The sequence below is a fragment of the Bradyrhizobium sp. LjRoot220 genome (assembly GCF_964252915.1).
Taxonomy (GTDB): Bacteria; Pseudomonadota; Alphaproteobacteria; order Rhizobiales; family Xanthobacteraceae; genus Bradyrhizobium.
Map to the genome: position 1 here is coordinate 773,781 of NZ_CAXUPS020000003.1, position 25,230 is coordinate 799,010.

The following is a 25,230-nucleotide window of genomic DNA, read 5'->3' on the forward strand; positions in this document are numbered from 1 at the left end:
AGCCTGTCAGGTCCGAAAAGTGCCAGAAGCGGTCATCATCCGCGCCCGACTGATGCCCTATATTGACCAAGATATTTACCTGATAGCACGGCCTCTGCGGCTATTTGCTCCCGCCGCGCGGGACCGAATGGAGCTAAGGTGACGGATTATTCAAGACCGGTAGGGATCTCTCGACTGTGTCTACGGGCCTTATCGAGCGTCATCTCGCTGCGATCGTCGCCGCCGACGTGGTGGGTTACTCGCGTCTGATGGGCGTGAACGAGAAAGGCACGTTGGCGGCGTTGAAAGCACATCGCCTGGCGCTGATCGATCCACTTATTGCCGCTCACAAGGGACACATCGTTAAGACCACTGGGGACGGCTTATTGCTTTCGTTCCCGTCGATTGTGGAAGCGGTCTCCTGTGCCGTGGCGATACAGAGCGGAATGGCACGGCGCAACAAGAACATTGCTGCCGACGTCCGCATTGAATTCCGCATCGGGGTCAATCTCGGAGACGTCATTGTCGAGAAAGGCGACGTGTTCGGCGATGGGGTCAACATCGCGGCACGGCTGGAGCAGATTGCGCCGCCGGGTGGTATCTGCCTGTCCGAAGATGCATACCGACAAGTACGGGGTAAGCTGGAAATTCCCATCACCGACGCCGGGGAGCAGAAACTTAAGAACATTTCGAACCCTATCAGGGTGTATCGCATCGAGCCGTCCGTGGCGGCAGCGGTCGAACCGGCAGCGTCGCTCGCTCAACCGAGACGACGATCGTTGGTGTGGGCATCGGTGGGGGTGGCGATAACGGCCGCGATCGCTTTAGCGGTGATCACATGGTTCAGTTTGTCTCGCGCGCCACACGATGTATCGCAGAGTGCCGACCCGGCAAAACCGATCGCGTCGAGCGCGATGCCGGTCATTGCCGTGCTGCCCTTTGCCAATCAAACCGGCGACGAAGGCCAGGAGTATTTCGCCGACGGTGTAACCGAGGAAATCATCAGCGCTCTCGGCCGTTTCAACACGTTGCGGGTGATCGGACGAAATGCCGTATTGCCCTATAAGAAGCGGCCGGCCACGCGTGAAGAGATCGTTTCCGAGCTGGGCGCGAACTATCTGGTTGGGGGAAGTGTGAGGCGCTCGGGTACACGCGTGCGTATTGCTGCGGAATTGACCGAATCACGAGTCGGCACAGTGATGTGGACCAATCATTTCGACGGCGAGCTCGCCGATATTTTCGAGTTTCAGGACTCGATCGCCCGCCGGATCGCGGGCACCCTTGCCGCCAATGTCGCGCTAATCGAAGGCCGGCGGCAGCTCGATCAACCGAGGCCCAATCCGACGGCCTTTGATCTGGTTTTGCGTGCGAGGGCGATCGGCCATGGAAGTTCGCGGACCACGAACCGCCAGTTTCGCGAGCTGATCACGAAGGCGATAGAGTTGGACCCGAATTATGCTGCGGCACGGGCCCTGCTGGCGGAAGCGCTCTTCTCGATGGCGGTTCTGGGCTGGACGGAATTCCCCGATCAGGAGCTCGCGCGAGGCGCGGCAGAAGCACGCAAAGCGATCACGCTGGCCCCCAACGAGCCCGACGGTTATCGTGCACTCGGCTATATTCTTCTTGCGCGCACCGAATACGATCAAGCGAAGGACGCGCTGAAGCGGGCGATTGAAATCAACCCGAGCGACGCCCACGCCCTGGCGGTATGGGGGTCAGTGCAGTCCTTCTCGGGCGAGGTCGGCGGAGCGACCGAATCGCTCCAGCTTGCCCTCAAGCTCGATCCCATGCTCGAACCGAAACTCGTGTTCGATCTGGCGGTCGCCTATTATCTCGCGCGTCGCCACGAGGATGCGCTCCGCATCGCCGAGCGCGGCCTTGCGCGCTATCCCGATTTTCCCATGTTCAATGTCCCGGCTGCTGCGGCTGCTGCCCAACTCGGTCGCATGGAGCAAGCCGCGCGCTATGTCGAGGTGCTCCGCCGCCGCGTGCCATTTCTCGATTTGGACAAGCTGGGCTCGCGCTTCAAAGACCCTTCTCATCCCGAGTATTTGCGGGAGGGGCTGAAAGCGGCCGGCTTGTAGCCCGGCTATTGCGATTGGCTCGCGCCACGCATGTAGTCCGGCAGCGGTGGAGTCGGCAAGCTTGAAACCCTCGGCCAGTTCTCGTCGGCCCGGCTTTTCATGCCCGCATCTTTGCTCATCAGACCGGGACCGATCGGCCTTCCGAACAGATAAAGGCGGCCGTCGACCACAAGCCACCATTCCGGATTCCCGTACACCTTCTCGCCTCTCGCCACCGACGCGGCGCACCAGTTGTTGTATTGCGGCAGATAGCGATCGGGGTCGGCCTTGAACAGGGCGAGATGCTGGGCGGATGCAAATCGGTAAACCGCTCCGTCCCAATCGTACTGATATTGCGGGTCGCCGACGATCGGACGCTCGTCAGTGAAATAGGCCACCGGGTCATAGCCTTTAAGAGCAATACGGGACTCGCCAGCCTGCGTAACCGCGTTCCACCCGAAAAAAATCGCCGCGGCAAGGCCTGCCAGCATCAAGGATTTTCTGAGCTTCATTGCTGCTCCCTTTCCCTGTACCGCTCCCAATTTTAGCACACGGCTGAAACGCGGAATAGCCTTTTAAAGGACCGAACCTACTGCACAGCCGCCTGCGCTGCCGCCGCGCCGGGTAGGCACAACTGACCTGCGACGCCATCAATTATTGTTAGCTGCGGTGGTTTGAATACACGCGATGGCGGTTGAAACGCATTTGGATCCTTCCCGGCCCAAGGTCGTGGTGAACTACGACTTCCGCTTCGGGTCAAACTGAGAAGTCCACCTGCTCGACCCGGAGGTCGGCTTTGCGCTCAAGAACGGAAGTTGTCAGACAAGTCTGTCAGGTCCGAAAAGTGCCAGGAACGGAAATGGAGCGACTTTGCTCACGTACCGGCGTAGAGAGACAAGTTAGCGAATTTGCAACCTTTACATGTGACGTCTAGCGTTTGCTTTGGGGCCAGAGCCGCTTGCGATGACGCATAAGCTAAGAAATTGTCTTATCGTCATCGTCGCGGTCGTTATTGCTAACTATGCACCTCTGCTAAATCGGCATGCCGAACAAGACAATTGCAATTTTGGGCCGGTGTCGAATGCCGAATATCGTGCTTATCTAGCTCGCGCTAAGGCGCTGCTACCGTTTCCGACACCATCGCTATTGCTGGCCGACGAAGCCTTTGCCCTAAAGCTTGATGATTTGTTTGATAGCTTGAGCCGAGGCGAAACAAACGCCTACTCACGGCTCGCGATCATGCACGCCACGCTTCGGGCAGTCGGCGCAGAATACCGGAACACGAACGGCACTCACATCGACCGCGGTGCATCCGACCCCTACGTCAAAGCCGCGAGCAGCGACCCAACAATCTCCCCAGCAATCTCCTTCAACTACGCGCTGGATGTTAATAGGCTTTGGATGTTTATGCCTTGGCCACGCGAGCCTGGATCATCGGGAGCCTCGCTGGCCCGCGCTACAGGAAAGCACTGGGTCCGTTGTATCCGGAAAGTACAGGAGGCATCCGTTTCATCGTGTGGGGTCCCACCATACTGAATTCGATATCTGGCGATGCAATTAGGTCTGTGGGCTCATGTCCTCCGATACCTGCTTCGCATTTAGCTGAGGGCTTTTCTATGCGAGCTGAATAGAGAACTCATTTCCATAGGCGGTAGCGCGTTCTGGGTCGAGTGCCAAAGACCAAACGGTGCTGTCATTTCCGCTTTGGGTCATTTTCGGAAGTTGGTCTTCATGACAGGGATGTCCGTTCTACCCTCGGGAACAGACATCGACGCCATGTCGGCAGGTCCGAAAAGCGCCAGCTATCAAAGCAATCGTAGTCCGTTTCTACATGCCGTATTTGAGACGTCACAACGTTTGTGGATGACTTGGTCTATCCGAAAGCGGCCGCCTTGGACGCTTGAAGTCCATGTCTCCAAGACCCGTGTGCGGCGTGCGCAGCCTCGCGTGCAAGCACAATCTTGAGGTTCGGGTCGCGACAAATCAGCCCGACGGGCAAATCACTTCTGATTGTCGTAAATCGTGTCAAGCCCCAAAATAAAAAATATTTCGCCTTTCCAGAAATGAAAACCGGTTTATATCTTCGCCTATCCCGTCCCGCCAGAGGGGCGTATCATGATCGTCACGATCGTTGGGACGGGTCGCGGTGGACGCTGGTAGTGCCGATAACGAACGGCACGAGAGCGTACGGCAAAGGCGTGTGGTCCTGACGTCGCGGTGCTGGCGTCAATGCACCTGGAGGCAACTGCTTCTCAGGGCGCAACGGAGGCAAAAGAGCCGTTCTCCGGGGAGAGCTCGCTATAAGCCGTAAAGCCATTGCGCAGGGAATGTCGGATGTTCTCCGCTGCCCTGTATGCTCGTGTGCACTTTATTTTGTGCAAACCGCACACGAGATCGCGGGTGCAGCGCGCATCCGGCATTCCCTGCGCCCTCTGGATTGAGAGGGCGCTGAATTTCAGCAAGCCTCGGGCAGATCGTGCCGCGAGAACGCGAAGGTGCGTCCCCGTCATCCTGAGGTGCGAGCCCCTTCGGCGAGCCTCGAAGGATGAATCGGCCACAGGCCGGGCCGTCGTCCTTCGAGGCGCGCAAGAGCGCGCACCTCAGGATGACGGATTTGAGATCAGGCGTGCGGCCAGATTGCTTCGCTTCGCTCGCAATGACGACTTGGCGCGTTTCACTCCTCGCACAAGATTATGTCGGCGCAGGCATCAACCCGGATTCACTGCATGCTGTCGGCAATCTTCTCCGCCGTCATCAGGACCGGAAAATTGGTGTTGGCGCAGGGCACAACGGGGAAGATCGAGGCGTCGACCACGCGCAGGCCCTGCACGCCCCTGACGCGGCCTTGGGCATCGACCACCGCCATTGGATCGTTGTCCCGGCCCATGCGGCAGGAGCACGAGGCGTGCCACACGCCGATGGTGGCCTTGCGCACAAAGGCCTCCAGCGCCTCGTCGTCATTGATCACGTCGTCGAACGTAAAACCTTCGACCACGAAATTGTCGATCATGTAATGGCGCAGCGCTGCCGGACCGTCCATCAAGGCGGCGGCGATCGAGGTAAGGATCCTGTTCGTGGTATTGACGACGCCGATCTTGCGCACGCGGTCGGTATAGGAGGCCGGGAACGGCTTGTCGGTGACCGCGCGAACGGATTCGCTCATTTGAATCGCCGCCATTTTACGAAAGCCACTCATCAGGCGGTCGAGGTCGCGCCGGTCGGACAACAGGTTGAACTCGACGATCGGTTCGGCGGCCGGATCGCGCGAGGCGAGTTTGATCTGTCCGGTCTCGGAATAGGTCTTGTTGACGAACGTCAGGGCCGAGCCGATTTGCGCGCCGACCGCATGCCAGGCCGATTTGCTGAGCACCACGACGAACATGTCGCCCTTCGGCACGCCGGGCAGGCCGGACGAATAGCGCAAGCCGACCTGCATGTGACGCCGGGTATGCTCGTTCATGCGCGCGCCGCGGCGGACGAAGGACGACAGCGAAATCGAGGGATGGTCCATCAGGCGCTGGCCGACGCCTTCGAGCCCCATCAGGACGGGAATGCCCATGTCCTTGAGGTGACCGACCGGGCCGATGCCGGCGCGCAGCAGATGCGCCGGCGAATGGATGGCGCCGCTGGAGAGAATGACCTCGCGGCCGCGGAATTCCTGCTCACGGCCGTCGACGACAGCCTTCACGCCGACGCACTGCGTGCCCTCGAACAGCAATTCCTTAACCCGCGTGTTGGTGGAGATCGTGAGGTTGGCGCGCTTGCGGGTTTCGCGGTCGAGATAGCCCATCGCGGCCGAGACGCGTTGCTCGGCCTGGTTGGAATGCGTCACGGGAAAATAGCCGTCGACGAACTCGCCGTTCTGGTCCGGCAGGAATTGATGACCAGCCTGCTGGAAGGCTTCCGCGAATGCCTGCGAATGCCGCGTCCAGTGCTCCTTCGGGATCCGGCGGACCGGGATACGGCCGTCCTTGCCGTGGAACGGTCCGTCGAAATCAAGGTCGCGCTCGACTTTCTTGAAGTACGGCAGCACGTCCTTCCAGCTCCATCCGGTGGCGCCCCGCGCGTCCCATTCATCGTAGTCGGTCGGTGCGCCGCGGTTGGCCATCTGGCCGTTGATCGACGAGCCGCCGCCCAGCACGCGCGCCTGCTCATATTTGCGCAGTGGCGGACGCCCCTCGTTGGGATTGTTGTGGCTGACGATTTGCGTCGTGACCTTGAGCTCGGTCCAGTGGAAGCGCGGATCGAAATAGGCCGTGCCTGGATAGCTATCCCTGATCTCGGCCGGCTCGTTGCCGGGCGGGGTGTCCTGGCCGGCCTCGCACAGCAGAACCTTGCTCGCGCTTTTCGCCGACAGCCGATGCGCCATCACAGAACCTGCCGAACCGCCGCCTACGATGATCGTGTCATACACTTGGCATTCCCTCTGTTTTTGGTCTTGTTGTTGATCTTGTTGTTGCCGGCAAGCTAGCGCAGCTCCGGTTTGGGGTCACCTCGGCCCGGTCAGCCCTCGCGCAAAATCATGTCGGCGCAGACACCGGCAGATTGCACGACGCCGGTGTAGCCGCCGAAGCCGGCATAGGCGGATGCCAGGTAAAACCCGGATACCGCCGTGCGCGGCGAGCGGAACGGATTGCTCCAGATCGTGGGCGGCGGGGTCGGCGCGAAGCCGTAAACCGCGCCGTCGGGCGCGTTGAGATATTGCCGCACCGACAGCGCGCTGTTGAACGAGGACGCGACGACGGCCTCGCCAAGCCCCGGATAAATCGAGGAGAGATAGCGCACGATCGCCTCCTGCCAGCGTCCGCGCTTCTCGCGATAGGCGTCCATGTCGGAGGCGTCCCAGTTCGACAGCAGATCGGGGCCGAGCACCGACAGCACATAGGGCGGCGCCGGCACGCCGGAATCGATCGCGGCATAATCCACCACCGACATCGGCGGCATGCGCTCGCCGGGCTCTTCCGCCATCAGCGCGGCGCCTTGCGCGTAGTCGGTCAACCGCTGCATCCAGGGCGGCAGCAATTGCGTGGAGTAGGCGGCGATGCCGAATTCGCGCGGCGGCTTGTTCAGCCCCAGTGTCAGCGCGAACAGCGACGCCGAGGGCGCCTGCCGGGCGTAACCCTGGCTCAATTGTTCGGCGGCATCGGCCTGCATCAGGGGTTCGAGCGCCGCGGGCGCGGCGTTGCCGATGATCCGCGTGCATTGCACGTTGATGGGATCGCTGCCGTCCTTGGCGGTGTGGGTGATGGACTTGGTGTCATCGCCGAGCGCAATGGCGCTGACGGCGCGGCGCACCAGCACTTCGCCGCCGGCCACCTTGATGGCGCGCGCCAGCGCGCTGGAGAGCCGCTGCGAGCCGCCCTGCACGTAGCGGCCGCCGCTCTGCAGATAGCTGCCCTGCGCCATCGCGAAATAGATCCACCACAAGGTGGTCGGGTCGTCGTGGAAATAGGACAGGTTGGCGGCGAGGGCGCATTTGACGGCTTCGTTGTCGCCGAATACGCGGTCGAGCTTTTTCGAAAGCGACAACGGCCAGTCGCGCACGATCGGGATCAGGCCGGACAGCGCGCGCAACGCCTGCCGCGGATGTTTCAGCGCCGCCCTGCCTTGCGAGATCGTGGCCATCGCCGAGGCGATCTGCGCCATCTCGCCGAGCAACTGCTCGATGCCGCGGCGGGCCTCCGGGAAGCGCTCGATCAGGGCGTGCCGTGCCGCGTCGAAATCATCGGGCATCAGGAACGGCTGATCAAGCGGGCCGCCGCGCGCCTGGTAAAACGCGCCGGATGGAATCCATTTGACGGCGTCGATCACGCCGGCACGGGTCAGCACGTCATGCTTGGGGTCGCGCGGGTCGTGCGGGTCGCTGGTCTCGTGCAGCGATCCCTCGACAAACAGCTCGCCGGATTTGTAGCTCGACGCCGCACCGCCGACCGAATTGCTGCGCTCGACCACCAGCACCTTGCGGCCGGCGCGCGCCAGGATCGCTCCGGCGGTGAGGCCGCCAAGGCCGGCGCCGACAATCACGACATCATAGCGCGCCATTCAGCGTGGACCCCGAACCCGTTGCACGGACCGGTGTTCTTTGCCGCTTGGCTGCAGCATGTCAAATGCGCTGACCGCATGGCGCAGTGCGTGGGAAGCCGTCCAAAGCATCACATGAGGAGCGGCTGCAAACAGCTATTTCCAGGCCGCCTTGTCGATGTCCCAGCGCTGGGCCTTGAATTCCCTGGCGAGCCCGTCGACCGACCCATTGTCATCCTCCGGCTCGCCGCCTTCCTCCTCGCCGCTGGCGCCTTCGGAAAGCTGCAGCTTGGGACCCGTGCCTTCATCGGCGGTCGTTGTCACCGGGTTCGAGATCCACAGCATCAGCCGGTCCGATGCGCCGGGTTTATCGGGCGAGACCAGCGCGTTGACCTCGACGGTCTCGGTGAGGCCGAGCGCCGGATAGATCTGGCTCGGCCGCTTGAGGGTCAGCGTCAGCTTTCCGGTGTTGGCGTTCCATGCCTTACCTGCCGCCTTGGCCGCGAGCGTCTTCGACAGCACATTGGAGACGGTGGTCGCGATCTTGTCCTTGTTGACCTTGTCGCCATCGCGCCAGTCGGCCGCGGCAAAGCGGATGGTGCGATCCATCTCGAAGCTGCCGGTGGTCCAGCCCGCGGCGACCACGCCTGGCGTCGACCTGGCCTTGGCGATCAGCGCCGTGGACCGCTCCGGATCGGCGGTGAGGTTGATGGTCTGCTCGCCCGCGCGCAGCGCGTCGCAGGAAATGTTGAGGCTGTTCAGGCCGACCTCGACGGCCTCGCCCTTCAGGCTTTTCAGGAAATCCAGCGCGGCATCCAGCTTGATCCGCACGCCGATCGATTCCGGCGACACCTCGGTAAAGTCCTTCGGCGCCGGCGTGATGCCGTCATCGGTGCTCTGGTTGTCCAAAAATTCCTTCTCGCTCAGATCGGAATTGTCGGTCGAGGTCACTTCCGTCACGGTCTGGCCGATGGTGATCCGGCCGCGGAATTCGAAGCTGTCGCCCGTGGGCCTGCGCGCGAGGTTGACGGTGACCGGCAGCTTGTCGGCGAGGCTCTGCGTCGAGCCGCTCAAGTTCTGGCCAGCGACGGCGAGGTTGGCGACAAAGCGGTCCTTGCGGTCGGAGCCCTTCTCGACGGGGTAGCAGACGTCGAGCACGGCCGCGGTGACGGTGCTGCCCTGGCGGGTCTCCTTGAGGACGACGTCGGCGTTGCCGTTCATCAAGCCGTCGATCGCGGTGAAGTACCTGAACTCGGTGCCGCCGGGCGCCGGTGCCGCCTTGGAGGGGAGCTTCATCTGGGCGAGCGCGAGGTCCGGGGAGGCCGTCACCAGACCGAACAGACAGAGCACGAGTGCGCGCATGGGAATTCCTCAAGGCAGAGAATCAGCGTCGTCGTAGGTAACAACCTCCCGGTCATTTCGCCAAAAAAAGAAGGCCGCCCGGAGGCGGCCTTCGAATTTTGCCGTCGGCAGCAAGACTGGGCGTTAGAAGCCCATGCCGCCCATTCCACCCATGCCGCCGCCACCGCCGGGCATCGCCGGGGCCGGCTCCTTCGGCAGTTCGGCGACCATGGCTTCGGTGGTCACCAGGAGGCCGGCGACGGAGGAAGCGTCCTGCAGGGCGGCGCGCACCACCTTGGCCGGGTCGATGATGCCCTTGTCGACCATGTCGACATATTGCTCGGTCTGGGCGTCGAAGCCGAAGGTCTCCGACTTGTTCTCGAGGATCCTGCCGACCACGATCGAGCCCTCGACGCCGGCATTCTCCGAGATCTGGCGAACCGGAGCTTCCAGCGCCTTCAGCACGATGTTGATACCGGCCTGAACGTCGGAATTGTCGTGCTGGATGCGGCCGACCGCCTTCTTGGCGCGCAGCAGCGCCACGCCGCCGCCCGGCACGACGCCTTCCTGCACGGCCGCCCGGGTCGCGTTGAGCGCGTCCTCGACGCGGTCCTTCTTTTCCTTGACCTCGATCTCGGTCGCACCGCCGACGCGGATCACCGCGACGCCGCCGGCGAGCTTGGCCAGACGCTCCTGCAGCTTCTCGCGGTCGTAGTCCGAGGTGGTCTCCTCGATCTGCGCCTTGATCTGGCCGACACGGGCTTCGATCGCGGGCTTCTTGCCGGCGCCGTTGACGATGGTGGTGTTCTCCTTGTCGATCACCACCTTCTTGGCGCGGCCGAGCATGCTGACGGTGACGCTTTCCAGCTTCATGCCGAGTTCATCGGAGATCAGCTGACCGCCGGTCAGGATCGCGATGTCCTCCATCATCGCCTTGCGGCGATCGCCAAAGCCGGGCGCCTTGACGGCGGCAACCTTCAGTCCACCGCGCAGGCGATTCACCACCAGCGTGGCCAGCGCCTCGCCCTCGACGTCTTCGGCGATGATCAAAAGAGGACGGCCGGACTGCACCACGGCTTCGAGCACCGGCAGCATCGCCTGCAGGCCGGTGAGCTTCTTCTCGTGCAGCAGCACGTAGACGTCCTCGAGTTCGGCGGTCATCTTCTCGGCATTGGTGATGAAGTAGGGCGACAGATAGCCGCGGTCGAACTTCATGCCCTCGACGATGTCGACTTCGGTCTCGAGCGACTTGTTTTCCTCGACGGTGATGACGCCTTCATTGCCGACCTTCTGCATCGCCTGCGCGATCATCTTGCCGATGGCGGCATCGCCATTGGCCGAGATGGTGCCGATCTGGGCGACTTCGGCGGAGGAGGCGACCGGCTTGGCGCGCTTCTGGATGTCCTTGACCACGGCTGTCACCGCGATGTCGATGCCGCGCTTCAGATCCATCGGGTTCATGCCGGCCGCAACCGACTTGGCGCCTTCGCGCACGATGGCCTGGGCGAGCACGGTCGCGGTGGTGGTGCCGTCACCGGCGGTGTCGTTGGTCTTGGAGGCGACCTCGCGCAGCATCTGCGCGCCCATGTTCTCGAACTTGTCCTCGAGTTCGATCTCCTTGGCGACGGTGACGCCGTCCTTGGTGATGCGGGGGGCGCCGAAGCTCTTGTCGATCACGACATTGCGGCCCTTCGGGCCGAGCGTGACCTTGACGGCGTTGGCGAGGATGTCGACGCCGCGCAGCATGCGATCGCGGGCGTCTCCGGCGAATTTAACGTCTTTGGCAGCCATTGGATTTACTCCTGGAAATGATGGGCGCGGCGCCTGCCGCGTTGTTAACTCGTCATTGCCGGGCTTGACCCGGCAATCCATCGCCTACGCAAGACTCTTCCGAAGCGGATGGATGCCCGGGTCAAGCCCGGGCATGACAGTGGAGGTGCGGCGGCAGTTTGGGATGCTTAAACCAGCACGCCCATGATGTCGGATTCCTTCATGATCAGGAGCTCCTCGCCGTCGAGCTTGACCTCGGTGCCCGACCATTTGCCGAACAGCACGCGGTCGCCGACCTTGAGGTCGATCGGGATCAGCTTGCCGGCTTCGTCCCGGCCGCCCGGGCCGACGGCGGTGATTTCGCCCTGCGAGGGCTTTTCCTTGGCGCTGTCCGGAATGATGATGCCGCCCTTGGTCTTCTCTTCGGCGTCGATACGCTTGACCACGACACGGTCATGCAGGGGACGGAATTTGGATTTGGCCATCAGGTTTCCTCTTGGAAGCTTGGTTTCACGTCTGGTTGCCATTAAAATGGCTGATAATACCGGGTATTCGACACCGTCCCGGGCGGGACGGCCAAATTTCTCTGGCAATCCTTGCCTTAGCAATCGTCGTATTTGAGTGCTAATTCCGGGGGAATATGACTTGGCGCCGATCCTGTCAAGCAAGGGCGTTAAGGCCCAAAAAAGGTTAAGGCCTTGGTGAGGCCAATATAGGATGCTCGTTGAGAAACCAAATCGGGGCGATGACGTAATTTGATGGACGTCATTGCTCCGGCAGGCGTTTTACGGTTGGCTGCAGGACGGGTGCGGCCAACAATTGTTTGGGGGAATGCGATGATCGGGTCCGGTAATGCGCGCGTGGTTGCCAATCTGGCGATCGCCTCGGCGCTCACGATATTCCTGGGGGCCTGCAGCAGCATGAGCCTGCCGTCGCTGTCGTCAAGTTCCGCGCCCCCGCCCGAGCCAGGCGTAGCCCCCGACATGCCGGCGACCATCCGCTCCGATGAGATCGTCGGCCGCTGGGGTCTTGCCTCCTACCAGAACCCGACCGACCGCGCCCGCACCGAAAAAATGGCGCGCGATCAGTGCAGGCAGCCTTATGTGATCACCGCAGGCACGTCCGGGGGCGTGGTCATGCATCTGGCCGACCAGGCGACCCCGCAGGAGTTGCGGCTCAAAGGCTCGCCGAGCGGCAAGAATTACATCGGCCCGGTCGGACCGACTCCGGGCGAGCAGGACCGCGAAATCGTCTCGTTCGATGGCCGTGTTTTGGTGACCCGCTTCGTCGACAAGGATGCCGGGGTCCGTTACGGCAACATGGTCTACGTCCGCTGTGCGCCCCGCGCCTGAACGGATAAAGCCTTAACCTCATCCGTAATAAAAAACGCCGGCTTCGCGCCGGCGTTTTCGCATTCTCGGTATGGCGCCCGCGGCGGGCTCGCTCAATCCTAGTCGAACAGCGCGTCGATGTCGTCCTGCGAGGCATGGCCGACGTCGCCGTCGGATTTCGGGCCGTTGAGCAGCTTGGCGTCGCCTTCACGGGTATCGACGATCGGGGTCGCGTGCGCACGGAGCGCGTCGACGCCACCCCAGATGTCCATCATCACGTTGATGTGGTTTTCGATGAACTTCATCGTGGTCATCACCCTGTTGATGCGCTGACCGGTGAGATCCTGGAAGTTGCAGGCTTCGAAAATCGAGATGACGCGTTCCTGGATTTCCTCGCTGAGCAGCTTCTGCTGGTCCGGTGAGGTGTTCTTGGACAGCGCGGTCGCCGCCTGGTCGATCGCTTCGGTGGCTTCCAGAATCTGCTGCGTGGCCTGTTCAGTGCCGCCGACGACGGCGCCGAGTTCGCCATTGACCTTGGCCATTTCGCCGCCGTCAAAACTCTTGCCGTGCAGCGTCGCGATTTCGCGCTTGGTGCGGTTGATGGCGTCATGAATGAGATCGAGTTCGACCTTGAGCTTTTCGCACTGCTCGATCTGGGCGCGGTAGGTTTCCAGAAGCGTGTGGGCTTCGGCAACCTCGCGTGCGACCGACGCCTCGGCGGACTCGGTCACCGCGGAGCGGCCGGGGCCGGCGGCCATCTGGGCCCGGAGCGAGCGCAGCTCGGCCATGATCTCGCGGTGCATCGGACCGATGTCACCGCCTTCAGCAGCGGCGGACGCCGGCATTGGCACATCGCCCAAAATGGCCTGTTCGATACGAAAACGTTTGCGACTAACCGACATGATGAATTCCCACCCCTTCACTCCGTGATGTGTTTTAGGCAGATGCGATTTAACGTGAGGTTCACGAGGGGAACGCATCGCGGCGTAGTATTCCGCAACGCGCACACCAGGGATTAACCATGCGTGCCCGGCGTTCACCCAAAATAAACGCTACCGGACAAATCAGCGCGCGATCGGCGACGTGGTGAATCGAAACGCCGTTGCTGTTTACCAAAGCGAGGTGGTTTTGACCCTTTATTGACCACGTGCAACGGCGCGGCTTGGGCGTCGGCAAGCACTAACAGTGACGAAACAGTACAGAGTACGTCGATGTTCAGAAAAATGTCTCTCGCGCTCCTTGCGGGCGTGTCGTGCCTTGGCTTCTCCGATTCCGCCTTTGCGATCGACGCCTCCTCGTTCGCCGAACCCACCGTGATTTACGCCAATCGGCCCGCGCGGCCTGCGCCGGTGCGCACCGCCTACGCCGAACGTTCGCAAATGGGCGGCGGCTTCATTGAGTTCCTGTTCGGCGATGGTCCGCCGCAGGGCGGCCGTTATCAGCAACAACCGGCCTATCAGCAACAACCCGATTACCAGCCGGGCTACGGATATGGCGGAGGGCGCGGGGTGCTGCCGCCGATGGATCCGCAACAATCGATGCGCCAGCAGCAGGAAGAAGCGATCGACCCGGCACAGCGGCCGCTCGATCCGAAATACAACAAGCAGCTCGTCGACTACGCCGGCAAGGAAAGCGCCGGCACCATCGTCGTCGATACGCCCAACAAATTCCTGTTCCTGGTGCAGGGCGACGGCAAGGCATTGCGTTACGGTATCGGCGTCGGCCGGCCCGGCTTCACCTGGTCCGGCGTCAAGACGATCTCGGCGAAGAAGGAATGGCCGGCCTGGACGCCGCCGCCGGAAATGCTGGCCCGTCGTCCGGACCTGCCGCGGCACATGGAAGGCGGTCCGCAAAATCCGCTCGGCGCGCGCGCGATGTATCTGGGATCGACGCTCTACCGCATCCACGGCTCCAACGAGCCATGGACCATCGGCACCAACGTATCGTCCGGCTGCATCCGCATGCGCAATGAAGACGTGATCGATCTCTACGGCCGCGTCGGCGTCGGCGCCAGGGTCGTGGTTATCTAAATTTAAACCCGCAAACAAATGGCCGCTCGATCGAGCGGCCGCTTTTTTGTGCGCTCGCCGGTGAGGCTGAACCGTTGCCTTTTGTGCCGTTGACACGCAGCCGGTCGAATTCTGGTCAGCCCCGCGGACTGGTGCCCAAGCAAGAGCGCCCGATCAGGGCTCTGCCGATCACCTGAGAAGATTTTTTGATTCCGCACCGATGATTTCTGCCCACCTGCGCTGTCTTGATAATGGATAATGGGTGCGTCTGGATGGTCCAGCGGCCCTGATAGCGAGGTGGCCCGTGGGATTGTTACAAGGTCAGAATGTCGTTGTCGTCGGAGGCAGCCGGGGTGTCGGCCGCTCAATCGTCGAAGCCGCCTTCAGCGAGGAGGCGACCGTTCTTGCCGTCGCGCGCGGAGCAGCAACCTTGGCGCAGCTCTCCAATGAGACGCCCGGCGTGAAAACCCTTGCGGTCGATGCGACGAAGGACTCCGCGCCCGATGCGGTTTTCGACGCCATGAAGCCGGACGTTCTGGTGATCAGCGCAGGTGCTCTTGCCCCCTCCGCGCCCATCCATGAACTGGGCTGGGAGGCGTTCTCCGCAAACTGGGAAACGGACGTCAAGGCGTCATTCCTGTTTTGCAAAGCCGCGCTCCGACGTCCGCTCAAGCCGGAAACCCGGATCGTTCTGATCTCCAGTGGCGCGGCCTGGAGCGGAGGGCCACCGTTCGCCGGCGGCTATGGGGCCGCAAAACGCGCGCAGATGTTCCTGGCCGGTCATTGCCAGAAGGAATCGGATCGGCTTGGGCTGGGCCTGCGTTTCATGGCGCTCGCACCCACCCGCTTGATGCAGGGCACTGGCGTGGGCGAGGCCGGCCTCGACGGCTATGCGGCCTATACGGGCATCCATCCCGCGGACTTCCTCGCAGGCATGACCGACATGCACACGCCGGTCGATGTGGCACGGGCGATGATCGCACTCGCCACAGGGAAACTGGAAGGGATTGCCTTCGTGATGAGTGGGAGCGCACTTGCGCCGGCCGCCTGAGGCGCGCGTAATGCAAACCAGACTCAGAACTACAAAACCCGCATGACAGACGCTCAAACACCTCTCGAGACAGCACGCCAGCAGGGCCAGCCGATCCTCGATCAGCTGGCCTTCGAGAAGTTTGCGTCGGCCCACCGCCGGGAGCTCAAGCTCCATTGTTACCGGATGATGGGCTCGCTGCACGACGCGGACGACCTTGTTCAGGACACCTTTCTCCGGGCTTGGCGCGGGAGGTCGGAATTCGACGGACGAGGCTCGGTTCGCGGTTGGCTCTACGCGATCGCCACCAACAATTGCCTCAACGCACTTAAGGCCAGATCAAGGGCGCATCGCATTCTCCAGCAGCCCGGACGGCCACCCTCCCATGGGCCGGCCACAGGCGGGGCGGCGGCTGAGCTTACCTGGCTGGAGCCTTACCCGGACGCGGAGCTTCCGGGCCTCGTTGACGGCGACCCCGGTCCCGAAGCGCAGTATGAGAGCCGCGAAGCTGTGCAACTCGCCTTCGTCGCTGCGATCCAGCTTCTGCCGCCCAAGCAGCGGGCCGCCCTGCTGCTTTCCGATGTCCTGGGGTGGCCGGCTGTCGAGACGGCGCGATTGCTGGGTGCGTCGACGGCTTCGATCAACAGCGCATTGCAGCGGGCTCGCGCAACCCTCGCGGCGCGCTATCCTCAGGGACGTCCCATCCGTCGATCGCAGCCCAATCCCGAAGAGGGCCTGCTGCTCGCACGTTACATGCAGGCCTGGCAGGCTGCCGATCTCGACGCCTTCATCGAACTCCTGCGGGAAGACGCCACCTATCGCATGCCGCCTTGGCGGGAATGGTATCAGGGACGGCGGGCGATCCGGGGTTTGTTCGAGAACGTCTGGCCCAATTTTGCGGGCTTCCGTACGGTGGCCATCGGGGCCAACGCCCAGCCCGCGGTCGGGGTCTACGCGCGCACCCATCAGGATCCGGCCTGGCGAGCCCACTCCCTGCACGTTATCGAACCTGCTGAAGGCGGAATCGCTTCCCTGACGGTTTATGTGCCGCCGCTTGGGCCCAGCTTGTTTGCTGCCTTCGGCCTGCCGCCAGTCCCGTAGGTCTCGCGTTGTTCAGGCTTAGTCGTCGCCGCCGCCGTCACCATCGAAGCCGTCGGAATCATGATCCATGTCGTCATAATTGTCGTCGTTCGCGTTGTCGAAGTATCCGCTGCGTGAACTGTCGCCGCCTTCGTTGTTGTCCAACAGACCTGTGCGCGAACTTCCGGACGAGCCGATGTCGTTGACGCCGGCTTCCCGCGCCAGATCGCCGCCGGATTGATCGCTGCCGCCCGGCCGCCGGTCTTCAACACTGCCGCGATGGCCACCGGTGTCGCCGCCGAAGGCCGCCTGCTGGTTGCCGCCGCCGCCCATCATCGAGCGGATGCTGCCGAGCAGCATCGATCCGCCGACCACGCCGGCGGCTGCCGCCGCGGCCGTTCCGAGGAACGAGCCACCGCCACCGCCGCCGAACGGCGGCTGCTGCTGCGCCGGTTGGCCATAGGCAGGCTGCCCGTAGCCGGGCTGGCCGTATTGGCCCTGTCCTGGACCTTGGGTCTGCTGCATCACCTGGCCGCTATTCCAAACCGGGCGGCCGCCCATGCCGGGCGCGCGAACGTTGGGTACAGAACCTTGCGACGACTGGTTCTGCCCGAAGATCGCATCGCGCATCGAATCGAGGAAACCGCCGGGCTGATTCTGTTCGCCCGCGTGTCCGCCCTCCAGTTGCTGGATGCGGTCGTTGGCCCGCTTCAGCGCCTCGTCCTGCACCAGCGTGGTCTGCACCAGCGCGTAGACGGCATTGGGCGCACTACGCAGGCCCTGCATGATCGCGGACATCGCTTCGGCATCGCGCGGGGCGTTCTCCAGCTTGGCAAGCCGGTCGAAAAGATCGTCAATCAGTTGGCGTTCTTGCGGTGTCATGGCGTTCTCCATCGCATCGAGTGCCGAAGCGCGGGGCAGATGTAGGACCCGGTTTGTGTCGCAAGTAGTGGGGCTGCAGATTAAATTTCTGTATGCGACAAAACGACCGGCCGGTTTATTGAGCAAACTCAATTCAGTGTAACATTGTTCCTTGCCAGCAGCGGCGGGAATTGCGCGCCGGCGAGAAAGGCGTGCTCGGTTTCGCGCTGCGTAGTCAGGGGATCGAGGCTGACGAGCGTTTCATCGACAAAGCCGGGATGGCACATCACCAGCCCGCCGTCCGGCATGCCATCGAGGAATTGTCCCATCAGGACGCCGAAATCCGGGGCCTTCGAAAAATCATAGGCGCCGGCAAAGGCCGGATTGAACGGGATGCCGGCCTTGGCGGCGAGCTTGCGAAATCGCGAACTGAGAACATCGAGCAGCAGTGCCTTGGGCGTGCCGAGCCGTTTCGCCAGCGGCTGAACGCGTCCGCCCTGGCGAACCCAGGCGGCGGGCGCGGCCTCTTTCACCGCGCGCAGAAACGGCTCGCGGACCTGCGGGAATAGTTGCGTATGCTGATGGCCGTCGACGAAATCCGGCGGTCGGCCGAACAAATCCTGGAACGCCGCCAGTTGATCGATCAATTCGCCATGGATCATCTCGGGATCAAGCCGCCGCAACAGGCCTGATCGCAGCATCGCCGGCAACGGCAGAAACATGCCGCCGTCGGTTGGTCGAAAATGCATCGTCAGCGGACGGAACGGTGCGGTCAACGTCGCATGCAGGCCAATGGCGCAGCGCGGGTTAGCGGCGGCGGCGTCCTGCAGGGCCTTCACTTCGGCGCGGCCGATCGCCGGGCCGACCACCATCACCGATGTCGCATTGAGCCGGCCTCGGCCGATCAGGTCGCGAATGGCGCGATTGACGCCCTCGCTGATCCCGTAATCATCGGCGCACAGCCAGATACGGCGCGGCGGCGCGCTATCGTTCATTCCGCGGCGGTCCGTTCGGAGGCGGGCCGTTCGGGAGCGCCGGCGGCCGCTTCCCCATTCGCGTGCTTCTCGGAATGCTCGGCGACGAAATAGATCGGACGCGCCTTCAGCTCCGACAGGATCTTGCCGATATATTCGCCGACGATACCGATCATGATCAGCTGAACGCCGCCGATCGTCATCAGACCGATCACCAGCGAGGGATAGCCGGGGACTTGCTTGCCGGTGGTCAAGACTTCCCAAAGAATAGTCAGGCCAAACAGGAACGCGATCGTCGCCAGCAGGACGCCGAGCAGACTGGCAAAGCGCAACGGCGCCACCGAGAACGAAGTCAGCCCCTCGATCGACAGGCCCACCAGCCGGCCCGGGCTGAAAGTGGTGACGCCGTGCGCGCGCGGCGCCGGCTCATAGTCGACGCGGATCTGGCGGAAGCCGATCCAGCTCGCGAGACCCTTGAAGAAACGATTGCGCTCGGGCAGCTGCTTGAGCGCTGCCGCGGCGCGCGGCGACAGCAAGCGGAAGTCGCCGGCATCCTCGGGGATTTTTTGCCGCGCGCCATAATTGATCAGCGCGTAGAAGCCGTGCACGGCCAGACGCCGCAGGAACGATTCATTGTCGCGATGCGCTTTCGCCGTATAGACGACGTCGTAGCCGTCATCGATCCAGTGGCTGACCAGCTTCTCGACCAGGGTCGGCGGATGCTGGCCATCGCCGTCCATGAACAGCACGGCGCGGCGCCGCGCATGGTCGAGCCCCGCCATCAAGGCGGCCTCCTTGCCGAAATTGCGCGACAGCGACACCACCTGAACGTCGAGCGCGTCGGCCTTCAGCCCGCGCGCGATGCTGAGCGTGGCATCGGCGCTGCCGTCGTCGACATAGACGACCTCGCAGGCGAGGCCGTAGCGCTGCCGCAAGGTTTTGGCGAGCCCGATCAGCCGCTCGTGCAGCAACGACAGCCCGGCGGCTTCATTGTAAACCGGCACGACAATCGACAATCCTTGCGCCGCGGCGCTCGCCGCGGTGGTGGACAGGCCGGAAACATCAGAGCCGAGCGTCATCGATCAGGTTCCAAATCATGGACAACAGCATACGTTACTCGTCACTAGCTGTCGCTACGATGAACGAAAACAAGCCCGACTAAGCCCGGCTTATTGTCGCAAGAACGCCTCGAGCCGGGCGAACAGCGGGTTTTCCCGGTCGAGCACGTAGTCGAGGGAAGCCACCGAAACCGTGTCGGCGCCGTGCTCGCGCAGAAAGCTGCCGAGCGCGTAAAGCTGCGACGGCGGGCAGTGCAGCGTCAGCATGCCCGACGAGGTCGGGCCGCCGAACGGCGCAACGACACCGAAGCGGTTATGTGCCTCGGCCAGCAGCTTGTCGTTGCAGCCGGCAAAGCGGGTGCGGACTTCGCGATATTTGCTGGCGCGGGTTCTTGCTGCGATGTGATCGAGAATGACGCGGGCGGTCTCGCGGGCCTCGGTCGACCAGTCGGCCTCCTTTGAGGCGACGAGGTTGGCCTGGCTGCGCAGGATCACGCCGTCGTCGAGCACCTTGAGGCCGTTGGCGACGAGGGTCGCGCCCGACGTGGTGATATCAACGATCATCTCGGCGGTGCCGACCGCCGGTGCGCCTTCGGTGGCGCCGGCGCTCTCGACGATGCGGTAATCGACCACGCCGTGGCTGGCAAAGAAGTTCCGGGTCAGGTTGATGTATTTGGTCGCGACTCGCATCCGCCGGTTATGTTGCGCGCGGAAACCCGTCGTGACGTCGTCGAGATCGGCCATGGTGCGGACGTCGATCCAGGCTTGCGGCACCGCAACCACGACATTGGCGCTGCCGAAGCCGAGCGTGTCGATCAGCAGCACGCGCTTGTCGGCATCCACAATGCTTTCGCGCAGCAGATCTTCGCCGGTCACGCCGAGATGCACCATGCCGCGGGCGAGCTGCGAGGCAATCTCGCTCGCCGAGAGATAGGCGATCTCGACATTGTCGAGCCCGGAGATGGTGCCGCGATAATCGCGCGCACCGCGCGGCTTGGCGAGGCTGAGGCCGGCGCGCGTGAAGAACGCCTGGGCTTCTTCCTGCAGGCGGCCCTTGGAGGGGACGGCGAGAACGAAGGGCGCGGTCATGATGTGCTCCGGGCCGGCTTGCGCAGTTGCGTCAGGGCTTCGATCCAGACCGAGAAGCCCACCGCCGGGATCGGCGCCGCCGAACCCAGCTGGCTCATCAGCCCGTCATAGCGCCCCCCTGCCACCAAGGGCTCGATGCCATCGCCCTTGATCTGACCGTTGGCATAACCCTTGGCGTGCAGTTCGAATTCGAAGCCGGTGTAATAGTCGAGGCCGCGTCCGAAGGAGGTCGAGAAGCGCGTCAGGCTGGTGTCGATGCCGCGCGCGGCCATGAAGCCGACGCGGCTTTCGAGCTGATCGATCGCCGCCGTGAGGTCGAGTTTGGTGTCGTCGGCCAGCGCGCGCAGTTGCGCCACCGCGTCATCGGGATCGCCCGCGATCGAGAGAAAGCGCTTGATGGTGGCGAGCGCGTCGGGCGGCAACGCGCCGCTCTTGAGCGTCGATTGTTCGAGGAAGCGGTCGGCGATTTCGGCAACCGTGCGGCCGCCGACATTGGTGGTGCCGGCGATCGACATCAGGTCGGTGACCAGCGCCAGCGCGGCCTTGCGGTCGGAGCCGGCAAGGGCCGCCAGCACGCCCTCATATTCGTTGCGGCCGGGGGCCGTCGCCAGCGTCAGCTGTTCGATGTCATGGGCGAGGCTGACCTTGCGGTTGAAATCCTTGATCAGCCGCCGCTTCCAGACCGGATAAAGCTCGAGCGCGTCGATCAGCGCGGAGAACAGCGCGACGTCGCCGGTGCGGATTTCGACATCGCTCAAGCCGAACGCCGAAGTGGCCTCCAGCGCCAGCGCCAGCATTTCCGCGTCGGCCGCGGCGCGATCCTGCCGGCCGAAGGATTCGATACCGGCCTGCAGGAATTGGCTGGGCTGGCCGTCGCGAAACCGAAACACCGGCCCGAGATAGCTGAAGCCTGCGGGCTGGCCGGCGCGGCCAGAGGCCAGGTAATCCCGCGCCACCGGAATGGTGAGATCGGGACGCAGGCAAAGCTCCTCGCCGCTGGCGTCGGTGGTCAGATAGAGGCTTTTGCGGATGTCCTCGCCCGAGAGGTCGAGGAACGGCTCGGCCGGCTGCAGGATATCGGGCTGGGCCCGGACGTAGCCGGCCTGCGCAAATGACAAAAGCAGCGCGTCCGCCCATGTGGCGGACCCGGCGGCACCATCGATGGCGGCGGTTACGGTCATTTCGCGTCCAAATATCCCGAAAAGTCGGGTTCCAAGAGCATCGAGCGTTTGTTGGCGGAGGCCTTAGCATGGCCGGGGCAGGGTTTCGACAGAGATTGGTGTCGTCACTTAACGCGGGGTTCAATGAGCCTTAACGGCCTGGGCGCCTATTCCGGCCCCGCCCAGTCGCCGAGCGCGGCCTGCACCAGCGCCAGCGCGGCGACGCCCGCGGTGTCCGCGCGCAGGATTCGGGGACCCAGGGAGAGCCGCAGCGTTCGCTGCTGGCGCAGCAACAGCGCGCGCTCCTCCTCGGCAAATCCGCCTTCGGGACCGATCAGGATGTCGATTCCATCAGCGGCGGTTAATCCGTTTTGCAGCGCCTGCATCGGGCTCGCGGTTTCCGCCGCCTCGTCGCAGAAGATCAACAGACGCGCCGGCTGGCGCTGGCTCAAAAAGCGATCAAGCGGCGTGGGGTCAACGACATCGGCCAGGCTCAGGATCCCGCACTGCTCGGCGGCTTCGATGACATTGGCGCGCATCCGCTCGCCATTAACCCGCGAGACCTGGGTGAAGCGCGTCAACACCGGCTGCAGCCGTGAGGCGCCCATCTCGACCGCCTTCTGCACCATGTAGTCGAGCCTTGCGTGCTTGAGCGGCGCAAAGACATAGGCGATGTCGGGCAACCGATCCTGCGGCCTGGTCTGGGCGAGAATCTCGAGGCTGTCCGGCCGCTTCCGGCCGGCAATCTGCGCCTGCCATTCGCCGTCGCGGCCGTTGAACACCAATATCGATTCGCCGGCGGAAAGCCGCAGCACATTGCCGAGATAATTGCTCTGGCTGCGCTCCAGCGCGACCCGTTCCCCCGGGCTCAAGGGGGCATCGACGAACAGGCGAGGGGCACGAAAATCGAGTTCAGGCATCGGTGATTGTTCCGTTTCGCGCCGGTTTTAGCCTAAAGGGTTAGAATCCGGGGACAATTTAATGATTCGGTGCGGCCCAGCGCCGCGCTGTCGCCTAAATCCACGGGTTGTTAAGAGTCGGCAGGAATCGTAAAAAGCCCCCCGTCGGAATTGTGCTTCGATCGGAAGTCGCCCGGGCCCTGCTGGACCTTTGCCGGAGAAACACCTTTGATGATCCGCCACCTGATTGCCCCCCTGACAATTGCCGTCGTGACCATCCACGCGGGGCAGGCCTTTGCGCAGGGCGCTTTTCCGGCGCCACTGCCCGGACAGGCTGCCCCCGCAAGCAACGCATCGCCATTCCCGCCTGTGAACGGCGCGGCGCCGGCGGCATCGGTGGGCGCTCCGTCGCCGTTCCCGTCGACTGGAGCGGCCCCTGTCGCGGGCTCGGCATTCGAGCGGGGACCGCCGCCGCCAGCGGGCGGCGCAGCGGATGCCTGCATGAAGGCGTTCGTTCCCCTGCGCGAGGAAGCCGAGAAGCGGGGCAAGCTGATCAAGGCGGCCAGCGAGCGCAAGGCGTCGCCGGACGAGGCCTGCAAGCTGATCCGCAATTACAGCGCGGCCGAAGTCAAGATGATCAGATATGTCGAGGCCAACTCTGCGAAATGCGGAATTCCGCCGCAGATCAGCGAGCAGCTCAAGAACGGCCACAAGAACACCGAAAAAATGCAAACGCAGGTCTGCACCGTCGCGCAGCAGGGGGCGCAAGCGCAGCGCGCGGCCGCGCCGAGCCTGAGCGAGGCGCTGGGCTCTTCGGCGGGACTGCCCGAAGCGCAGACCGTGCGCAAGGGCGGCAGCACCTTCGATACGTTGAACGGCAACGTTCTCACCCGATGACCGCCATCCGATGAGCGACGTCACGACCCGCGTTGCCGATGCGACCGGCAACTGGGTCGATACGCACGCGCCATCCTGGTCGCGGCCCTATTTGCGCCTCTCCCGTTTCGACCGCCCGATCGGCTCCTGGCTGCTGCTGATGCCGTGCTGGTGGTCGGCGGCACTGGCCGCCGGCATCGCGCACGACGCCAGCCAATTGTGGCTTGTCATCGCGCTGTTCTTCATCGGCGCCTTCGTGATGCGCGGCGCCGGCTGCACCTGGAACGACATCACCGATCGCGACCTCGATGCCAAGGTCGAGCGGACGCGCTCGCGCCCCATTCCGGCCGGGCAGGTGAGCGTGCCGCAGGCACTTGCGTGGCTGGTGCTGCAGGCGCTGATTGGGCTCGCGGTCTTGCTGCAGTTCAACCGCTTTGCGATCATGACCGGCATCGCGTCGCTGATCATCGTCGCGATCTATCCCTTCATGAAGCGCATCACCTGGTGGCCGCAGGCCGTATTGGGCCTCGCCTTCTCGTGGGGCGCCTTGATGGGATTTGCGGTCACGCTCGGGCGGATCGATCTGACCGCGCTCGTGCTCTATGCCGGCTCGATCGCCTGGGTGATCGGCTACGACACCATCTACGCGCATCAGGACGCCGAGGACGACGCGCTGATCGGCGTCAAATCGACCGCGCGTCTATTCGGCGCGGCGACGCATCGGGCGCTCGCGGTGTTTTACGCGCTCGCGGTGGTTTTGATCGGCGTCGCGCTGGCGCTGGGTGGCGCGCGTTGGCCCGCATGGCTCGGGCTGATCGCGTTCGCGGCTCATCTTGTCTGGCAGATCCGGCGGCTCGACATCGGCGATCCCGCGTTGTGCAAGCGCGTCTTCCATTCCAACCGCGATGCGGGGCTGTTGCTGTTTGCGGGACTGTTGGTGGATGCGGTGATGCGGGCGAATTAACCGACGTCATCCTGAGGCGCTCGCCGTCTTCGGCGAGCCTCGAAGGATGGCAGGCCCCGGCGTATGCGGCCATCCTTCGAGGCGCGCAAAGGAGCGCGCACCTCAGGATGACGTCGGCATTTACAGCAAAATGAAACGCTAATCCCTTGCAATAATCTCGCGCTCGCCCTGATGAATATTCGCGGGGTTGAGCAAATCTCCAGCGCGGCGGCGGACCAAAAACTTCGGGCGGCGGGCGCGGATTGCGTTGTGGCGGCGGCGGCGCTGGGCCGGTTCGCGCGCCTTGTCTTCCGGCAATTGCGGAAGCGCGAAGATCTCGCTCCACATCTGCCAGGCGGTTGAAATCTCCTCGGCATCGGAACTGACGCAGAGCGGAATGTTCAGCGAGGGATCGCGATGCACCAGCACCAGCATCTGTGCGTCGTCGAGACCGCGCAAAGCCACGCCGAGAAAATCGCTGACGCGAACATTGACGGCCATCTGCATGCCGTGGACGGCACGGCGCAGCACGACGCGTTCGCGGTGAAGTTCGATTTGCCGCACGCCGCCGTCGGCGCGGGTGTCCTGCGCATCGAAGCGGAGCGGAAGGGAAAGAGGGTCGAGCCGCAATGCGCGGCCCGACCCGGCGGGATTGATCCCGCTTATTGCTGTTTGACGCCTCACGGCTTTAGTCTCCCCGCCGGAATTATGTTCCCGGTCGATGCGTGAGACCTTAGCCGAGCGGT

22 protein-coding genes are annotated in these 25,230 nt (G+C 63.4%); 8 read left to right on the plus strand and 14 right to left on the minus strand.

Annotated elements, in window-relative coordinates:
- The first annotated feature begins 176 nt into the window (after positions 1–176).
- The gene (locus ACSQ84_RS17815) at positions 177–2,063 is read left to right on the plus strand and encodes an adenylate/guanylate cyclase domain-containing protein (protein ID WP_436212975.1); all 1,887 of its coding nucleotides are present in this window, start codon (positions 177–179) and stop codon (positions 2,061–2,063) included.
- A 5-nt stretch (positions 2,064–2,068) separates the two neighbouring features.
- Here the strand turns inward: ACSQ84_RS17815 and ACSQ84_RS17820 are convergent, their stop codons facing one another.
- The gene (locus tag ACSQ84_RS17820) at positions 2,069–2,554 is read right to left on the minus strand and encodes a YHS domain-containing (seleno)protein (RefSeq protein WP_436212976.1); all 486 of its coding nucleotides are present in this window, start codon (positions 2,552–2,554) and stop codon (positions 2,069–2,071) included.
- Between the two features lie 451 nt (positions 2,555–3,005).
- Between ACSQ84_RS17820 and ACSQ84_RS17825 the strand changes: the two genes are divergently transcribed.
- Complete coding sequence (locus ACSQ84_RS17825; RefSeq protein ID WP_436212977.1) at positions 3,006–3,578, plus strand: hypothetical protein; 573 nt, start codon at positions 3,006–3,008, stop codon at positions 3,576–3,578.
- Positions 3,579–4,761: 1,183 nt separating this feature from the next.
- Here the strand turns inward: ACSQ84_RS17825 and ACSQ84_RS17830 are convergent.
- The 5 genes from ACSQ84_RS17830 to ACSQ84_RS17850 form a co-directional block, all read right to left on the minus strand.
- Entirely contained in the window at positions 4,762–6,456 is a 1,695-nt protein-coding gene (locus tag ACSQ84_RS17830; RefSeq protein WP_436212978.1) for a GMC family oxidoreductase, read from the minus strand.
- An 89-nt stretch (positions 6,457–6,545) separates the two neighbouring features.
- Positions 6,546–8,084: a phytoene desaturase family protein gene (locus ACSQ84_RS17835; RefSeq protein ID WP_436212979.1), complete on the minus strand. Its 1,539-nt coding sequence runs from the start codon at positions 8,082–8,084 to the stop codon at positions 6,546–6,548.
- Positions 8,085–8,219: 135 nt separating this feature from the next.
- Entirely contained in the window at positions 8,220–9,425 is a 1,206-nt protein-coding gene (locus ACSQ84_RS17840; protein WP_436212980.1) for a hypothetical protein, read from the minus strand.
- A gap of 123 nt (positions 9,426–9,548) precedes the next feature.
- Positions 9,549–11,195: a chaperonin GroEL gene (gene groL / locus ACSQ84_RS17845; protein ID WP_436212981.1), complete on the minus strand. Its 1,647-nt coding sequence runs from the start codon at positions 11,193–11,195 to the stop codon at positions 9,549–9,551.
- Positions 11,196–11,362: 167 nt separating this feature from the next.
- Entirely contained in the window at positions 11,363–11,659 is a 297-nt protein-coding gene (locus ACSQ84_RS17850) for a co-chaperone GroES (protein WP_192738881.1), read from the minus strand.
- 351 nt (positions 11,660–12,010) lie between these two features.
- On the opposite strand from ACSQ84_RS17850, the gene ACSQ84_RS17855 reads away from it, so the two are divergent.
- Complete coding sequence (locus ACSQ84_RS17855; protein WP_436212982.1) at positions 12,011–12,526, plus strand: hypothetical protein; 516 nt, start codon at positions 12,011–12,013, stop codon at positions 12,524–12,526.
- A 98-nt stretch (positions 12,527–12,624) separates the two neighbouring features.
- Here the strand turns inward: ACSQ84_RS17855 and ACSQ84_RS17860 are convergent, their stop codons facing one another.
- Positions 12,625–13,407 (minus strand): protein phosphatase CheZ, encoded by a 783-nt coding sequence (locus ACSQ84_RS17860; RefSeq protein ID WP_436212983.1) that lies wholly within the window; start codon positions 13,405–13,407, stop codon positions 12,625–12,627.
- A gap of 309 nt (positions 13,408–13,716) precedes the next feature.
- Between ACSQ84_RS17860 and ACSQ84_RS17865 the strand changes: the two genes are divergently transcribed.
- The 3 genes from ACSQ84_RS17865 (at position 13,717) to ACSQ84_RS17875 (ending at position 16,645) form a co-directional block, all read left to right on the plus strand.
- Entirely contained in the window at positions 13,717–14,535 is an 819-nt protein-coding gene (locus tag ACSQ84_RS17865; RefSeq protein WP_436212984.1) for a L,D-transpeptidase, read from the plus strand.
- A 283-nt stretch (positions 14,536–14,818) separates the two neighbouring features.
- The gene (locus ACSQ84_RS17870) at positions 14,819–15,565 is read left to right on the plus strand and encodes an SDR family NAD(P)-dependent oxidoreductase (RefSeq protein ID WP_436213113.1); all 747 of its coding nucleotides are present in this window, start codon (positions 14,819–14,821) and stop codon (positions 15,563–15,565) included.
- Between the two features lie 42 nt (positions 15,566–15,607).
- Complete coding sequence (locus ACSQ84_RS17875) at positions 15,608–16,645, plus strand: RNA polymerase subunit sigma-70 (protein WP_436212985.1); 1,038 nt, start codon at positions 15,608–15,610, stop codon at positions 16,643–16,645.
- Between the two features lie 18 nt (positions 16,646–16,663).
- On the opposite strand, the gene ACSQ84_RS17880 is transcribed toward ACSQ84_RS17875, so the two are convergent.
- From ACSQ84_RS17880 to ACSQ84_RS17905, 6 genes are all read right to left on the minus strand, one after another.
- Entirely contained in the window at positions 16,664–17,506 is an 843-nt protein-coding gene (locus ACSQ84_RS17880; protein WP_436212986.1) for a DUF2076 domain-containing protein, read from the minus strand.
- Positions 17,507–17,634: 128 nt separating this feature from the next.
- The gene (locus ACSQ84_RS17885; RefSeq protein WP_436212987.1) at positions 17,635–18,480 is read right to left on the minus strand and encodes a ChbG/HpnK family deacetylase; all 846 of its coding nucleotides are present in this window, start codon (positions 18,478–18,480) and stop codon (positions 17,635–17,637) included.
- A complete protein-coding gene (locus ACSQ84_RS17890; protein WP_436212988.1) occupies positions 18,477–19,538 on the minus strand; it encodes a glycosyltransferase family 2 protein in 1,062 nt (353 codons plus the stop codon). Before ACSQ84_RS17890 ends, ACSQ84_RS17885 begins: the two co-directional genes overlap by 4 nt.
- A gap of 90 nt (positions 19,539–19,628) precedes the next feature.
- Positions 19,629–20,606, minus strand: coding sequence for an ATP phosphoribosyltransferase (gene hisG / locus ACSQ84_RS17895; protein ID WP_436212989.1), 978 nt, complete (start codon positions 20,604–20,606; stop codon positions 19,629–19,631).
- On the minus strand, positions 20,603–21,787 hold the full coding sequence (locus ACSQ84_RS17900; protein ID WP_436212990.1) for an ATP phosphoribosyltransferase regulatory subunit: 1,185 nt from the start codon (positions 21,785–21,787) through the stop codon (positions 20,603–20,605). The genes hisG and ACSQ84_RS17900 overlap by 4 nt, the downstream gene beginning before the upstream one ends.
- Positions 21,788–21,933: 146 nt before the next feature.
- The gene (locus tag ACSQ84_RS17905; protein ID WP_436212991.1) at positions 21,934–22,686 is read right to left on the minus strand and encodes a 16S rRNA (uracil(1498)-N(3))-methyltransferase; all 753 of its coding nucleotides are present in this window, start codon (positions 22,684–22,686) and stop codon (positions 21,934–21,936) included.
- 210 nt (positions 22,687–22,896) lie between these two features.
- Between ACSQ84_RS17905 and ACSQ84_RS17910 the strand changes: the two genes are divergently transcribed.
- Together ACSQ84_RS17910 and ubiA are read left to right on the plus strand one after the other, a co-directional pair.
- Entirely contained in the window at positions 22,897–23,562 is a 666-nt protein-coding gene (locus tag ACSQ84_RS17910; protein ID WP_436212992.1) for a hypothetical protein, read from the plus strand.
- Between the two features lie 10 nt (positions 23,563–23,572).
- Positions 23,573–24,505 carry a 4-hydroxybenzoate octaprenyltransferase gene (gene ubiA / locus ACSQ84_RS17915; RefSeq protein ID WP_436212993.1) on the plus strand — a complete coding sequence of 311 codons (933 nt, stop codon included), beginning with the start codon at positions 23,573–23,575 and terminating at the stop codon, positions 24,503–24,505.
- Positions 24,506–24,643: 138 nt separating this feature from the next.
- Here ubiA and ACSQ84_RS17920 read toward each other — a convergent pair whose 3' ends face one another.
- Complete coding sequence (locus ACSQ84_RS17920) at positions 24,644–25,168, minus strand: DUF6101 family protein (protein WP_436212994.1); 525 nt, start codon at positions 25,166–25,168, stop codon at positions 24,644–24,646.
- Positions 25,169–25,230 lie beyond the last annotated feature (62 nt).